Consider the following 16091-nt stretch of genomic DNA (forward strand, 5'->3'; position numbering starts at 1 on the left):
CTACTGATTTTTTAATTCTTCAAGTTCTTCCCAGCGCGAAAACGCGGCCTCAAGGTCTGACTCAAGTTTTGCCAAATGGTTCAATGCCTTAGCCGTTATATCACTGTCTTGCTTAAAAAAATCAACATCACTAACTATGGCTTGTTGAATTTCAACATCGGCTTCGAGTTGTTCCATTTTATTAGGCAGTTGCTCTAATTCAAGTTTTAATTTGTAAGAGAGTTTATTACCTTTAGCCTCTGCTTTAACTACTGGCGCAGCAGGTACTTTTTCAACTTTTTTAGTTGCTTGCTGTGGTTGATTTTTTTGTTGCTCTGCTAAGTAATTAACATAGGCTTCGTAATCACTGTAGCCGCCAACAATATCAGTAATCTTGCCATTACCTTCAAATGCCCAAACACTAGAGCAGGTATTATCAATAAACTCACGGTCATGGCTTACTATTAATACTGTGCCTTGATACTGGTTAATAATATCTTCCAAAAGCTCTAATGTTTCTATATCCAAATCATTAGTTGGCTCATCGAGTACCAATATGTTTGACGGTTTTAAAAACAGTTTCGCCAATAACAAGCGGTTTTTTTCACCACCCGAAAGCGCTTTAACTGGTGTACGGGCACGTGCTGGCGGGAACAAAAAGTCTTGTAAGTAACCTAATACATGGCGCGAGCGACCACCCATCATTACTTCTTGCTTACCTTCAGCAACGTTGTCTTGTACTGTTGCTTCTTCATCTAATTTTTCACGGTATTGGTCAAAGTAAGCAAATTCTAAATTAACACCTTGCTTAGTTTCACCGCTATCTGGGGCTAGGCTACCAAACATTAATTTTAATAACGTTGTTTTACCAATGCCATTAGGACCAACTAAACCAATACGATCGCCGCGCATAACCAAGGTTGAAAAATCATCTGCAATCACTTTATCTTTAAATGCATGACAAAGATGCTTAGCTTCAAATACCAATTTACCCGAACGATCTGCGGTTTCAATATTAAAGTCTGTTTTACCTACTTGGTCAACACGTTGTTTACGCTCGTTACGTAGTTGCTTAAGTTCACGTACGCGCCCTTCATTACGGGTTCTTCGTGCTTTAACACCTTGGCGTATCCACGTTTCTTCTTCGGCTAAACGCTTATCAAATAAAGCATTTTGGCTTTCTTCAACTTTTAAGTCGTGGGCTTTTTGCTCTAAATAAGTAGCATAGTCGCCAGGGTATGATATTAATTTACCACGGTCTAAATCTAAAATACGCGTTGCAACAGCACGAATAAAGGCACGGTCATGCGATATAAATACAATGCCGCCTTTAAATTCTTTTAAAAATTGCTCAAGCCACATAACACTTGCCATATCTAAGTGGTTAGTAGGCTCATCGAGTAATAATAAGTCTGGCTCACTAACCAGTGCACGAGCAAGTGCAACTTTACGTAACCAACCACCTGAAAGTGACTCAAGCTTAGCATCAGGTGTTAACTCTAATTGGGTTAAAACAACTTGAATGCGACTGTCAAAACGCCAGCCATCAACCGCTTCTAATTGGTTTGATAAACGCTCAAGTTTATTTAATAACTTATCGGTACATACGGTTTGTAGCTCTGTACTCACATGATGAAAATCAATCAGTAAGTTGGCAATTTCAGGCATACCTTGAGCAACATAATCAAATACAGTGCCGCTTGCGCCTTTTGGTGGATCTTGTTCTAAACGAGAAATTCTTATACCGCCAAGCTGGTTTATTTCGCCATCATCTAATAAAACCTCACCATCGAGTACTTTTAATAACGTTGACTTACCAGCACCATTTCGACCTACAACACACACACGCTCGCCACTTTCAATCACTGCATCTGCTTTATTAAGCAATGCATGAGTACCAAAGGCCAGTTGTGCTTTTAAAATTCTAATTAAATCCATAATTCTTCTTTGCTCTTATTCTGCTTGCGCTAAAAATTCACGCACGTCTAGTGCAGTAAAAGGCCAAAATAATTGTTGGCCTTGCTCACTTTTAAATACCGGAATACTAACCTGATAATCAGCAATAAGCTGATCATCAGTCATAATATCTACTAGCAATAATTCATTGTGGCTATTAACTAATCCCTTAATTAATTGCTCAGCTTGTTCACACAAATGACAACCATCTGTGTGATATAAAATCCACTTAGCCATGGGTAATTAACCAGCTATTATGAATTTTTTTATTACGCTTAAAATCAGGCGATAAGGTTTTGTCAGAAATATTAACCGCTTTTAAGCCCAAGCCAATTAAACCCACTTCATCCATAACAAAGCCACGTTTATTATTAGAAAAAATAAGCGTACCCGACGGGCTTAATATTTTTTTAACCCAAGTTAATAACTTAATATGATCGCTCTGCACATCAAATGCATCTTTCATACGCTTAGAGTTTGAAAACGTCGGGGGATCTAAAAAGATTAAATCGTACTGCGCCGTCGCATGCTCTAGCCACTTTAAGCAATCTGCTTGCTCAAAACGGTAGCGAGTATTACTAATATTATTTAAATCAAAGTTGTCTTGGCCCCATTTTAAATAGGTTTTTGACAAGTCAACCGTGGTAATTGCTTTAGCGCCACCAAGTGCTGCATGTACTGACGCTGTACCTGTGTAGGCAAATAAGTTTAAAAAGCGCTTATCTTTGGCGTTTTCTTGAATATAACGACGCATTAAACGGTGATCTAAAAACAAGCCAGTGTCTAAGTAATCAAATAAATTCACTTTAAACTTAGCGCCAAACTCTTCAACCACCATAGTGCGGTTTTGTTTAGCCATTGGCGTGTATTGCTCTTCGCCTTTTTGCTTTTTACGTACTTTTACAGCAATATTCTCTGGTGCTATTTTGAGTTGTTCAGCGGTTAAGCTGATCACATCTTGTAAGCGTTTTTCAGACGTTTTTTCATCAATTTCTTTCGGGGCTGCGTATTCAAAAATAACCGCTGAGTCACCGTAAATATCTACAGCAACGTTGTACTCAGGAATATCAGCTTCGTATACACGGTATGCTGTAATTTCGTTTTGCTTAAGCCAGTTTTTTAAACCCTGCTTGTTCTTTTTCAATCGATTAGCAAAAGACATTGAACCTTCAAAATTCAGCGCTTTTTTATCATCGGTTGTCAGGCTTACTTGTTTGTCATCAAGTTGATACAAGTTAAGTTCAACATCTAACGGGCCATTTTTAAATTTATAACGTTTCAGCCTAACCAACTTTAACAGCTTAAATAAGCTCTCATCCATACCCAGTAAAGCAAGCTTCCAATGATTGAAGTGCTTTTTAAAGCCCACACCTAAATTACGATGTAAATCTACAAGCTCAGCCATAGAACCAATACGCTCACCATAAGGTAAGTTAGATATAACTACGCCAGGTAATTTAGCCACTGCGGTTAGTTTAGTTGCATCACTTTGTTTAAACTTAATAATATCGTCTAGCTCAGCACGTTTTGCGTTATCAATTGCTTTACCTAATACTTGAGCGTCGTAATCGTGGCCAATGAGCCATAATTTAGGGTCTATAATATTGCCCAGCAATTCTTCTTTTAGCTCTTTAAATTTCGCAGCTCTAAAACTTGGTAAGCGCTCAAATGCAAAGCCTTCGCGAAATAAGCCGGGAGCTTCGTTGCGCGCCATACCGGCAGCTTCAATTAAAATAGTACCTGCACCACAACATGGGTCAAACAAAGGCTGATTTACATTTTCAAGCCAGCCGCTGCGTTTGATTAATGCCGCTGCTAAATGCTCTTTTATAGGTGCTTTACCTTGGCCCTGTCGGTAACCACGTTCAGATAAACGCGGGCCAGAGTAATCTATATACATAGATACGCCATAACGATTTAAACGCGCAACCACACGCACATTAGCGTCTTGTTTATCAACATTAGGGCGCTGCTCGAATAAGTCGTTAAAGTAATCAACTATGGCATCTTTTATAACTAAACCAGAAAACTGTGTATTTTTTAATGAGTCGTTGGTGCCATTAAAGTCGACAGCAAACGTTTGTGTAGGCCCAAACCATTCTTGCCATGGTTGTGAGCGAGCAAAGTTATACAGGCTATTTTTGTCATCTACGCCTTCTTTTTCTTCAATAAGCATAAGCACGCGCGTAGCAAAGCGAGTCGATAAACACACCTTTTGCGCCAATAATGAGTCTGCCTCAAAGCGAACAGAACCAACAGTTTGCTTAGACACAGTTGCGCCAAGTTCTGTTAGTTCATCAACCAATAAATTTTCGATTCCGATAGAAGTAAGTGCGATAAATTGCAAAGTAGTAACCCTTAATAGCTAATTGCGCAGGATTATAACATAGGTTTGCATACAAACACGCCATAAACACGGGCTGAAAATAAAATTAGATTAAGCTATTTTGCTATGAATATGCTGATTTAAGAGAGGATGTACACGATTGTTTAAAACGCGAATGGCTTCAAACTGTACTAATGATAAATTATCATCTAATTGAAAATTTTCACTTAGGTTAATACATACAGATGCATCACTGCTGTGCTCTACAATTAAAAACTCTCCCGACTGCGCTTTAGAGGTTAAATTAATAACGGCTTCAGTACTTGGAGTGCTTCCTGTGTATTGCTCAAAAAACCAACTTTTAGCAAGTACTGGCTTTAATTGAAATTTCACTGCGGTTGCATTGAGTGATATTTGACATAATTGCGCTGGATTCCACAGCTTAAATTGCACAAGATATTGATAAACTTGTTCATAAAAAGCGGCATCTTCTAAGCTAAAATAAGGGTTTTTAAATGTGCTGTCAGTAAGTTGTCTTAACTTATAAGGAGTGCAGAGCTGCATATCTTCATTTAAATCAAGTAATAAGCGGTTTTTTTTGGCGCAAGATATCCACTGCCATTGCTTTGATGCTTGTAACATATCCCCTCCACGCTTAGCATTTAAATATAATAAAAACAATAAGCACAAAGTATAGCCGCTTTTAATCATTTTTAAAATGTTTTATTAGAACATTTATTGAACGATCAAAAGCTTAGAGGGCAAGTTAGCCTTTTAGTGTTAAAACAAACTTAACTTTTAAGGCTAAGTAGCCCTATTTTTTATAAACTATCAACTATCGATTTAATTAATTGTGGGCCTTTATAAATAAAGCCAGTATAAATCTGTACTAAATCGGCACCTGCGTTTATTTTTTCTTTCGCCGATGACACATCGTCAATACCGCCTACACCTATAATAGGTAACTGCCCATTAGTTAAACGCTTTAACTCGCTAACTACATGCGTCGCACGCTCCCTAACTGGCTGCCCCGATAAACCACCGGCTTCGTCAGCATATTGCTGACCCGCAACCATGCTACGCTCAAGTGTAGTATTGGTAGCAATTACCCCATCTATTTTATTGCTTAGTAAAGATTCACTTACTTGAGCAATTTGGATTGGATCTAAATCTGGCGCAATTTTTACCAGCATAGGTACCTGTTTACCATGTTTAGCAACAAGATCAAGCTGCTCGTTTTTCAAACTTTGTAGTAAATCATCAAGGGCTGCACCGTATTGTAAATCACGAAGCCCTGGGGTATTTGGCGATGAAATATTAACAGTTATATACGAGGCATGTTCAAATACCTTGCGCATGCAATGTATGTAATCGTCTTTGCCTTGCTCATTCGGTGTGTCTTTATTTTTACCAATGTTAATACCTAAAATACCGGTATAGTTGGCTGCTTTAACGTTATTAACTAAATTATCAACGCCTTTGTTATTAAATCCCATGCGATTGATAATGGCATTTGACTGCGGCAATCTAAACATACGTGGTTTATCGTTACCAGCTTGTGGGCGCGGAGTAACTGTACCCACTTCAACAAAACCAAAGCCCATTTGTGCAAATGCAGTAATACACTCTGCATTTTTATCAAGCCCTGCAGCAAGACCAACGGGATTTTTAAGTTCTAAGCCTAAAAAATTAACTGGTTTATTCACAATATTTTGTGACCAAGCAGCGCTTAATGGTGTATTGGCAAAACGACTTAAATTATTAAGAGCGAACTCATGCGCCCACTCCGCATCACGGGTAAACATAAAACGGCGAGCTAAATCGTAAAACATGAATATAATCCTCTTAAAATGCAGACAAAAAAATACCTCAGACTAGGCCGAGGTATTGTATAACAATTTTAACCATTAACTCATTATTTTCACCAAGGAAAATAATGAGTAGGCATTAATTATGGTTTTTATTCTATTACACGCAGTTATGGCTTAATAACATGAGTTCACGTAGTGCTACTGAAAACTTAGCAAAATCGTGAGTTTGTGATGTTCTAAACTCTGCAAGCATTTGCTTCCAACGTTGTAATAATAACTCTTGGCTATCCATCCATTGCTCAATTTGGCCATTAACATCTTTGTTATCATCAGCAAAACCGTTTAATACCACTTCTGCTAATGTACGTTGTTGCCAATCAAGCTCTTCGCGGTACGATGCACGCGCTAATGCCTGCCAATGGTTTGCTACTGGTTGCTTAGTAATTTGCTCTAAGAACCAATGTAAGCCCATGTTTGCACCAAGCTTGAAGTAAGTATGCGATACAGTATCGATACTTTGTTTCGAACTTGCTGAGATTTCAGCTAAGTCCATAGCAGAAAACAAGCTAGATAAACCAGTAATGCGATTAGCTAGTTCTGCAGGCACACCACTTTGTGTTAACTCTTGGGCAGCTGCAACTAAAAGCTCGCCTTCTTTATCAACCATATACGTTGTTAAATTAGCACTTAAATCTGCAAATGTTGGCGCAAAAAATTCAACTGTTTGGGTAATTGTTTGTGCTTTGTTCCGATGACGTAAGAACCAACGTGTTACACGACGAACCGTGCGACGTAATTGGTATAGCATTTCGGTTTGTACAGCAGCCGGAATTTTATTATCAAGTGCAACAACCGAGGCCCACGTATCGCTCATTTGGAACAACTCGCTGGCAATTGAATAACATAAAGCAATTTCAGCTTCATTTGCACCGGTTTCTTCATGCATACGCACCATGAAGTTAAGGCCCATATCGTTAACAATTTGATTAGCCAGTTTAGTGGCAATAATTTCTTTACGAAGTGGGTGATTATCCATCGCTTCGTTAAACTTCTCACGCAGTGGTAACGGGAACGAATTAACTAACAATTGACGGTAATATGGATTTTCAGTAATTTCATCTGTAACAAATGACTCTTTAAGTACCATTTTAGAGTACGACACTAAAATCGCTAACTCTGGACGTGTTAAGTCTTTGCCAGCTGCTGCACGTTCTGCTAATTCTTCATCACTTGGGATAAACTCAATCGCACGATTTAGCTTGCCTTCTTTTTCAAGAGCATGAATAAAGCGAATTTTCTCTTTAAGCGTTGATGAGCCTTTAGATTGAGTAATTGAAATAGTGTGTGTTTGACGATAACAATCATTCAATACCAGCTTAGACACTTCGTCTGTCATAGCGTATAAAAGTTCATCGCGTTGCTTGCGCGTTAAGTCACCTGAGGTAACTAAACCATTAAGTAAAATCTTAATATTAACTTCGTTATCTGAACAAGTAACGCCACCTACGTTATCAATAAAGTCAGTATTAACACGGCCGCCTTTCGCTGCAAATTCAATACGTCCTAACTGAGTTGCACCTAAGTTACCGCCCTCGCCAAATACTTTAGCACCTAGCTCGCCACCGTTAATACGCAGTGCATCGTTTGCACGATCCCCTACATCGGCGTCAGTTTCTTTGCTGCTCTTAACATAAGTACCAATACCACCATTCCACAATAGATCGTAATCCATCATTAGCGCAGCTTTGATCAGTTCAGTTGGTGTCATGCTGGCTTTTTTAGTGCCTAACATTTTTTTCATTTCTGGGCTTAGTGTAATCGACTTAGCCGCACGAGAGAAAACACCACCACCGGCAGAAATTAAATCTTTATTAAAGTCTTCCCACGATGAACGCGGTAATTTAAATAAACGTTCACGCTCAGGATACGTTGCTGCTGCATCTGGTGTTGGGTCAATAAAAATATGCATATGGTTAAATGCAACTTGTAAACGAGTATGTTTAGATAACAACATACCATTACCAAATACATCCCCTGCCATATCGCCAATAGCTACCACGGTAAAATCGGTTGTTTGACAATCAATATCCATTTCGCGGAAATGACGTTTAACTGATTCCCACGCGCCACGTGCTGTAATACCCATTTTCTTATGGTCATAACCCACTGAGCCACCTGATGCAAACGCATCACCTAGCCAAAAGTTATATTCATTTGCAATGCCATTAGCAATATCAGAGAAAGTTGCAGTACCTTTATCGGCTGCTACAACTAAATAAGCATCATCGCCATCGTGGCGAGTTACATCTACAGGCGCAACAATTTCACCTTGTACAATATTATCTGTGATATCTAACAAACCACGAATAAAGATTTTGTAACATTCTTGGCCTTCTTTTAAGAATGCTTCACGCTCAGTTGGCAATTGTTTACAAACAAAACCGCCTTTTGAACCTACTGGCACAATTACCGCATTTTTCACTTGTTGTGCTTTAACTAAGCCAAGTACTTCAGTACGGAAATCTTCACGGCGATCTGACCAACGCAAGCCACCACGGGCAACACTACCGTATCGTAAATGCACACCTTCAATACGCGGAGAATATACAAAAATTTCAAACGCCGGTAATGGTAATGGTACGCCAGGAATTAAGCTTGGCTTAATTTTAAACGATACATACGATTTAAATTGGCCATTGCCATCTTTTTGAAAGAAGCTAGTACGCAGTGTTGCCACTATCATATCAACGTATAAACGTATAATACGGTCATCATCAAGATTGGCTACGTTTTCAAGTTCTAAATATATTTCTGTACTAAGCTTTTCAAGTGTTTTTTCACTTGCAGGGCTTTTAACTGAGAACTTTTTAGTAAACAAGTTAACAATTTTTGCTGCAATGTGTGGATAATTTGCAAAAGTGCCTTCAATGTAAGCTTGCGAGAAGGTAACCCCAATTTGGCGCATGTATTTAGCGTACGCACGTAATATTGACGCTTCACGCCCAGTAAGACCACCCATTAATACTAAACGGTTAAAACCGTCGTTTTCTAAGCGGTTATTCCAAACACTGGTTAACGCAGCGCGAAAACGTGCTGAAATTTTATCAAAATCTGCCATCCCTTTGCTATCAATTAGCATAGAGAAATCCATGATCCAATTAATGCTACCATCGCTAGTTTTAACTGAATAAGGTGTTTCGCCAACGACACGTAAGCCAAAGTTTTCTAGCATCGGCATCACATCAGATAAGTGAATAGGCTCATCTTTATGAAATAAGCTTAAACGCACAACATTGCTGTTAGCTTCTTCTTGCGGGCGATAAAATAACATTTCAAGTTTGTTTTCATCGTTAAGCATTTCTAGCTTTTCAATATCAACAACAGCTGCACTTGGTAATACTTCATCTTTATATGAGCGAGCAAATGCTTGAGCATACTTACGGTTTAATTCATTACCGCGTGCTTCGCCAGCTTGCTCTAGTAAGGCTGATTGTAATTTATCTTCCCAAGTACGGGCCGCTTCAACTAAATTGTTTTCAATGTCTTTCACTTTATACTCTATATTATTATCAGTCACACGCACGGTATAATGAGTACGGGCTAGTGTTGACTCAGAGAAATAGGTTGTAAATTCGACTTTTTCGTCAGAATTAAATGCATTTGCTAAAATATTTTGCGTTTCATGACGCAGTGCCGTGTTATAGCGCTCACGTGGTACATAAACCATACATGAGAAAAAACGTCCATAGGCATCTTTACGTACAAACAAGCGACACATATCACGCTCTTGTACTTGCAACACGCCCATTGCAACTTCTAGCAATTCGCTTTCGCGGGCTTGTACAAGTTCATCTCGCGGGTAGGTTTCTAAAATATTAAGCACCGCTTTATAAGCATGGGTGCCTTTGGCAAAATCACACATTTGCATAATACGGTCAATTTTACTTTTAAGAACCGGTACGTCTGCCGCACTGTAGTTATAAAAGTTTGACGAGAACAAGCCAATAAAGCGATCCTCACCAATAACATTGCCTTTGTCATCAAAACGTTTTACACCAACATAGTCGATATAAGCCGGGCGATGTACGCGTGATAATGAGTTAGTTTTAGTTAAAATTAGTAAGTTACTACTACGCGCATCTTGGCGAGCAGCTTCTGGTAATTCCGAAAGTAGACGAGTGTGTTCTACACCGGCATTTTTCATCAAACCTAAACTGGTTTCCATTACGCCTTTTAACTCGTAATCACCCTGTATTGGCGATAACTCATATTGGCGATAGCCCATTAGGGTAAAGTTGTCTTTAACTAACCAGTCTAAAAACTCAACCGTTTCATCTACTTCAGCATTATTTTTGCCAGCACGACGTTTTGGTAGCTCTTTACTAACTGCAATTAGCTTTTCGCGAATTGGCTGCCAGTCTTCTACCGCTACCGATACATCTGTAAGTACAGACTCTAACTCTTGTTTGAAAGACTCAATCACAGCTGAATCTGTTTGACGGTCAATTTCAATAAAGAATACTGTTTTGGTCGAGGTTGATTCTTGCTCTGCTTTTAAACCAGATAAACCTGAGATCTTGTCATTTTCATCTCGTTGGATTTTAAGCGGGCTATGTAGTAATAAGTGAGAGGCAATATTTTCACGAGTCATGGCCATACGTACTGAATCAACTAAAAACGGCATGTCTTTAGCTATAATCTCAACAATGGTATGCGATGACTGCCAGCCATCTTTTGCCACTTCTGGGTTGAAAACGCGAATAACCGCGTCATCAGACGTGTTCTTTTCTAGCGAATTCCAAAGGCTTAGTGCAGCACCATATAAGTCACTATCGTTACGATTAGCCAAATCCTCTTTAGACATATTGCTGTACAAGGCTTTGGCGAATTTTTCAACGAGTAACACATTATCAGCGCGAACTTTTTTGTGGATAAGCTTACAAACATTATCTAAAATAACTGAGGCTTGACCTTCATTTCGTGTCATTGTTTATTCCTTAAATCTATTACTGCTTAATAGCAGAATATTTGTACAGCATTTATTAGCGTGGAGTCGAGCAAATTCTAACTCGTTTACAACTAATAAACAGCCTTTTACGATGAAAACATTTTTAGCTTTTCAGCTATTTGGTCATCTATTCACAAATTATAGATATAAATGGCCTTTACAGGCCATTTAGGAGCAAACTTATTCACTTTATTTTTTCTGGTCAGTCCAGAGCAAGCTACCAATTGCTGGTAAAAGCAGCACTGCACCCAGCATATTTACTAAAAACATGAAGGTAAGCAAAATTCCCATATCAACTTGAAATTTCAAATCAGAGAAAATCCAAGTACTCACGCCAATAGCAAGTGTAATACCGGTAAATAATACTGCACTACCGCGCTCAATTAACGCATTTCGATAAGCCACACTCAGCGGTACATTTTGCTTTAACTGTCCCATCATCGACGACAATATATAAATACCATAATCAACGCCTATACCCACACCTAATGCAATAACTGGCAGTGTAGATACGGTTAAGCCAATTTCCAGCTGTACCATTAGTGCTTGTGCAAGAGTAGATACCACATACAGAGGTAACACTACTGCAATGGTTGCTTTTACGCTTCTAAAGCTTAGTAAACACAAAACAATTACAGCGCCGTAAACATACAGCATCATCGGAATTTGCGCCGCTGACACTGACTCGTTTGTGGCTGCCATTACACCTACTGGGCCTGATGCGAGTTTAAACGCAACTTTATCTGTGCCCTCTTCTTGTGCAAAGCGTTTAACACTTTCAATTACAAGGTCAATTGTTTGCGCTTTATGATCATCTAAAAAGATAATCACTGGCATCACTGAGCAATCGCCGTTGAGTAATCCCGTGCTGGTTTCTACCCGCGAGGTAGATTGTACTAAGCTTGCAGAGTTACGTGGCAGGCTTTGCCATTTAAGGTTACCTTCGTTATAACCGGCATTTACCGACTGCGCTACCGAGCTTAAGCTTACCGCTGATTGCACACCGGCAACATTCTCTACTTTGTATTGAAAACGGCTAATACGCTGCATCACATCATGCTCAGTACATGCTGCAGGATACGCTTCTACAATTACCTTTAAGATATCAGACGAAATGGTGTATTTGTCCGAGATTAAAAATGTGTCTTGGTTATAGCGTGCATCTTGGTGCAATGATGGTGCGCCAGCATGTAAGTCCCCAATACGCATTTTATCTGCTTGCCAATAACCAAGTGCAAATAACACTAAAGTAAAAGCAATTATCATTTTAGCAATTTTAGGATCGGTGGCTTTAACCAATAAATCTCTAATTGCATCAAGCATATTTGGTTTTTTAGCATCACCCGATTGAATATGTACACTATTTTCAAAGTGCATATACGACGCCCATACAGGGAGTAAAATCAGGTTAGTAAATATAATTACCGCAACACCTAAACTAGCTGTTATAGCAAGCTCTCTAATAATACCAATGTCAATGGTTAGCAGAGTTAAAAAGCCAACCGTATCCGATAACAACGCAATGCCGCCTGGGATCAATAATGCTCTAAAGCTTGACTGACAACATTCTCGCGTACTTTTACCTTCGCCTACTTTTTTACCTATCGCGTTAATCATCTGCACACCATGGCTCACACCAATTGCAAATACTAAAAAAGGTACCAAAATAGACATAGGATCTAAGCCAAAGCCTAAACTCGACAGTAGCCCTAATTGCCAAATTACAGCAATGATCGAACACATTATAGGTAAAATAGTCAGCTTTAAACTGCCACAAAATAGCCAAACCATAATAAAAGTAAAGGCAATCGCGATGGCAAAAAATACCACCACACCTTTTGCACCTTCGGCTATATCACCGGCCATTTTAGCAAAACCAATTATATGAATACTCACCTTGTCGGTGCTTAGCGGTTCACGTAGTTGTGTTTCGAGTTTTTGCGCAAATGCTAAGGTATCGAGCTTTTCTTGGGTTTGCGGATCGGTTTCCATTAATTGCGCTGTCACCATCGCACACGAATAGTCACTGGCAATCATGCGCCCAACTACTTTCGCTTTTTCGATATTTTCTTTAACGACCCCTAAACCCTGTTTATCGGCTTTAAAATTAGCAGGAATTATTGGCCCGCCGGCAAAACCATCTTCAACTACTTCAACAAATCGAGCGCTGGGTGAAAATATTGAATTTACTAAAGGTCGATTAACACCAGGGATAAAATATAGCTGGTCGTGTACCGCTTTTAATTGGGTAAAAAATTCAGGATTAAAAATATCGCCGCTGTCGTCACACACCGAAATTAAAATACTGTTAGCGCCACCAAACTGCTTTTCATGTTTGGTGTATACCTTCATATAATCGTGGTTTAACGGAATGTTTTTATTAAACGAGGCATCAAGTTGAATTTGTGTCGCTTTAAATGCCAATAAACAGGTTATAAGCACAAAACTTATAAGCATAATTAAGCGATGTTTAAATATCGCATTTTCTATAAAGTCTAAAATCTTATGCATTAAGGGGTCAACTCCTTCACTTTAATGCCATCTTCTGTTGCCATGATTAGTTTATTATTTAAAATCACACCATCTAGAATTGCTTTACCGTCGGCCAACTGCTCATGTGTAAGCTCAGCGTTTTGCAAATGAAAAATCACGCCGCTATTGGCCAACATTAGCCATTGTTCATTGTTATAATTTATGATGTTGTTAATCGTTGCTGTTTTTTTATTATCAAGGTGCTGCCAATTTTGATCACCTTGCTGGCGAGTAAAAACATTGCCTCGTAATCCTGCCACTACCTCTTGCTGCGCATTGGCGCTAAATGCAAAAAATGATCCTGGGTAAATTTCGTCAACTCGCTGCCATGTTAAGCCTGCATCGGTACTTTTTGCCATTAAGCCCATTTCACCCACTAACATTAAACCGTCTGGAGTTTGCTCAATGCGGTTAAAGTGCGGCAAAATTGAGGCTGTTTCTGCTTCATAACCTTCTGGGTCGTGTTCTTTTAAATCACTCAAATATTCTCTATCGTCACTAAATAATAGCGAGTCTAAAAAACGTTTTTGCCAGTGCTTACCACCGTCACTGGTTTGATAAAACATGCCATAAGCCCCCACAGCATAACCATGTAGCTCATCTTTAAATAAAATATCTAAACACGGTTTATCTATCTCTGGCTTAGCTTGTTGTAAATGCCACGTTTTACCACCATTTGTAGTATTTATTATTGTTGCATCGTGCCCACAGGCCCAGCCATTGTTTTCATTAGTAAAATCAACCGCAGTTAACAATACTTGAGTTGGCACCGATTCTGCTTGTTGCCAATCAATACCATTAATACTTGTAATTACAGTGCCATGCTTACCAACAGCCACTAAACCCGCTTTAGTTTGGGTAATATCAGTCAATAACGTTTTATCGGCGTTTATTGCACTAATAGCAAATTGAGGAGTTTCTTGTGCAACACTCGCACCGCTGAGGATCAGGCTGGCATATACCAAATACTTCATAAATTTAAATCGCCTTGAACTGGGGAATTGTTTGTCTATTTAGGTGAGGAAAAGCCCTGCGCGTCAAAAAGACAAACGCGATGAGAAAGGAAAAAAGGCACCTAACCAATCGGTTAGGTGCCTACTATTAACTATCTACCTTCGCGACGTAATGCGCTTGATGTAAACTCATTGTCGTTAAACGACTGAGAAAAATCATACATTTTGTGCTGGTTATCTAAACCAATTGCTAAGTAACGACGAGAGTTTAAATCGTGATAAACTTCTAACGTACTCCACTGCGTTGGTACTTCATAGTAGTTAAGGCCATAAGCCATAGCTACACGGTAAAGTTGGTCACGGTTATCGTAAATATCGGTAACCTGTACTTGCCAGCTATCTTCATCAATATAAAACACACGTTTTTTATAAATATGGCGCGTATCATCTTTTAAGTTAGCTTCAACCACCCACACACGGTGCTTTTCGTAGCGTGTATGCTCAGGGTTAATATGTCCTGGCATTAATATTTCGTCATAGCTTAGTTTATCGCTATGGAGCTTATAACTATTGTATGGAATATAAAGCTCTTGCTTACCTTTTAATGTCCAGGTGTAACGGTTTGGTGACCCGTTAAACATGTCAAAGTCATCAGTAGTACGTAAGCTGTCAGCTGCTGTACCTGGTGCATCATAAGCAACGTTAGGTGCACGACGAACACGACGTTGACCACTGTTGTAGGTCCATGCTTGGCGTGGCGTTAATATTTGGTCCATGGTTTCATGCACTAATAACGCAGTACCCGCTAGGCGTGCCGGCTCTGTTACTTTTTGTTTAAACTTAAACAAAATATTTGAGTCTTGCAGTTGCGCAGGTGTAGCACTTGGATCTGAGTATTTAACTAGTAGTTGCTCATCAAAACCAACATAGTTATACGAACCCGAAGCGGTAGGTGCTGCTTGGCCGCCAAAACGCTCAATAGACTGACCACGGTAACGTAGCAAGTGATTCCAAATTGCCTCTAAACCAGTTTTAGGAATAGGAAATGGAATACCAATTGCTGTACTTTTAATCCCATTACCGCCTTCTATTAGCTCTGCAGTGGGTGCAAATTGCTTAGTTGCATCATATACAAATTGCGGGAACGAAGCAGAGCGACGAGTTGCATATACTGGCATTTTAAAGGTATCAGGATACGCTTCAAATAACGCAATTTGGCCAGGGCTTAAGTTCGCTTTATATTTTTCAATATTGCTTTTATCAATAGTAAACAACACTTTATCCGTATTAAACGGGTCTAAGTGATGCATACCTGCTTTATAACCTGCCGGTGCTGCGGTAATACCACCATTCCACGCAGGAATAGAACCATCTGCATTGCCTGCTTTTTGAGCGCCTAGTGGCGTTAAGTCTGCACCTAAGCGCGCAACTTCTTCGCTGCTAATTTTAGCTAAAGCAGCGTGACTTGCAAACAAGCTACAAAATGCAGTAGCAATGAGGGTAGGTTTTTTAATCATAATAATATT

9 protein-coding genes are annotated in these 16091 nt (G+C 39.3%); all 9 read right to left on the minus strand.

Annotated features, from left to right (window positions below; translation table 11 throughout):
- Nucleotides 1–1917, minus strand: coding sequence for an ABC transporter ATP-binding protein (locus RB215_RS08075; RefSeq protein WP_309216185.1), 1917 nt, complete (start codon nt 1915–1917; stop codon nt 1–3).
- Between the two features lie 15 nt (nt 1918–1932).
- A complete protein-coding gene (locus RB215_RS08080; RefSeq protein ID WP_041454446.1) occupies nt 1933–2172 on the minus strand; it encodes a glutaredoxin family protein in 240 nt (79 codons plus the stop codon).
- Nucleotides 2165–4282 carry a bifunctional 23S rRNA (guanine(2069)-N(7))-methyltransferase RlmK/23S rRNA (guanine(2445)-N(2))-methyltransferase RlmL gene (rlmKL, locus tag RB215_RS08085; RefSeq protein WP_011328345.1) on the minus strand — a complete coding sequence of 706 codons (2118 nt, stop codon included), beginning with the start codon at nt 4280–4282 and terminating at the stop codon, nt 2165–2167. The genes RB215_RS08080 and rlmKL overlap by 8 nt, the downstream gene beginning before the upstream one ends.
- Before the next feature lie 90 nt (nt 4283–4372).
- Nucleotides 4373–4903, minus strand: a complete 531-nt coding sequence (locus RB215_RS08090) for a cell division protein ZapC (protein WP_011328346.1) — start codon at nt 4901–4903, stop codon at nt 4373–4375.
- A gap of 179 nt (nt 4904–5082) precedes the next feature.
- The gene (pyrD, locus tag RB215_RS08095; RefSeq protein WP_011328347.1) at nt 5083–6093 is read right to left on the minus strand and encodes a quinone-dependent dihydroorotate dehydrogenase; all 1011 of its coding nucleotides are present in this window, start codon (nt 6091–6093) and stop codon (nt 5083–5085) included.
- Between the two features lie 136 nt (nt 6094–6229).
- Nucleotides 6230–11059 (minus strand): NAD-glutamate dehydrogenase, encoded by a 4830-nt coding sequence (locus RB215_RS08100; RefSeq protein ID WP_011328348.1) that lies wholly within the window; start codon nt 11057–11059, stop codon nt 6230–6232.
- 210 nt (nt 11060–11269) lie between these two features.
- Nucleotides 11270–13591, minus strand: a complete 2322-nt coding sequence (locus RB215_RS08105) for an RND family transporter (protein ID WP_011328349.1) — start codon at nt 13589–13591, stop codon at nt 11270–11272.
- Nucleotides 13591–14586 carry a YCF48-related protein gene (locus RB215_RS08110; protein WP_011328350.1) on the minus strand — a complete coding sequence of 332 codons (996 nt, stop codon included), beginning with the start codon at nt 14584–14586 and terminating at the stop codon, nt 13591–13593. Before RB215_RS08110 ends, RB215_RS08105 begins: the two co-directional genes overlap by 1 nt.
- 131 nt (nt 14587–14717) lie before the next feature.
- Complete coding sequence (locus tag RB215_RS08115; RefSeq protein WP_011328351.1) at nt 14718–16082, minus strand: DUF1329 domain-containing protein; 1365 nt, start codon at nt 16080–16082, stop codon at nt 14718–14720.
- Nucleotides 16083–16091: the final 9 nt, after the last annotated feature.

Source organism: Pseudoalteromonas sp. HL-AS2, assembly GCF_031198805.1.
GTDB lineage: Bacteria > Pseudomonadota > Gammaproteobacteria > Enterobacterales > Alteromonadaceae > Pseudoalteromonas > Pseudoalteromonas nigrifaciens.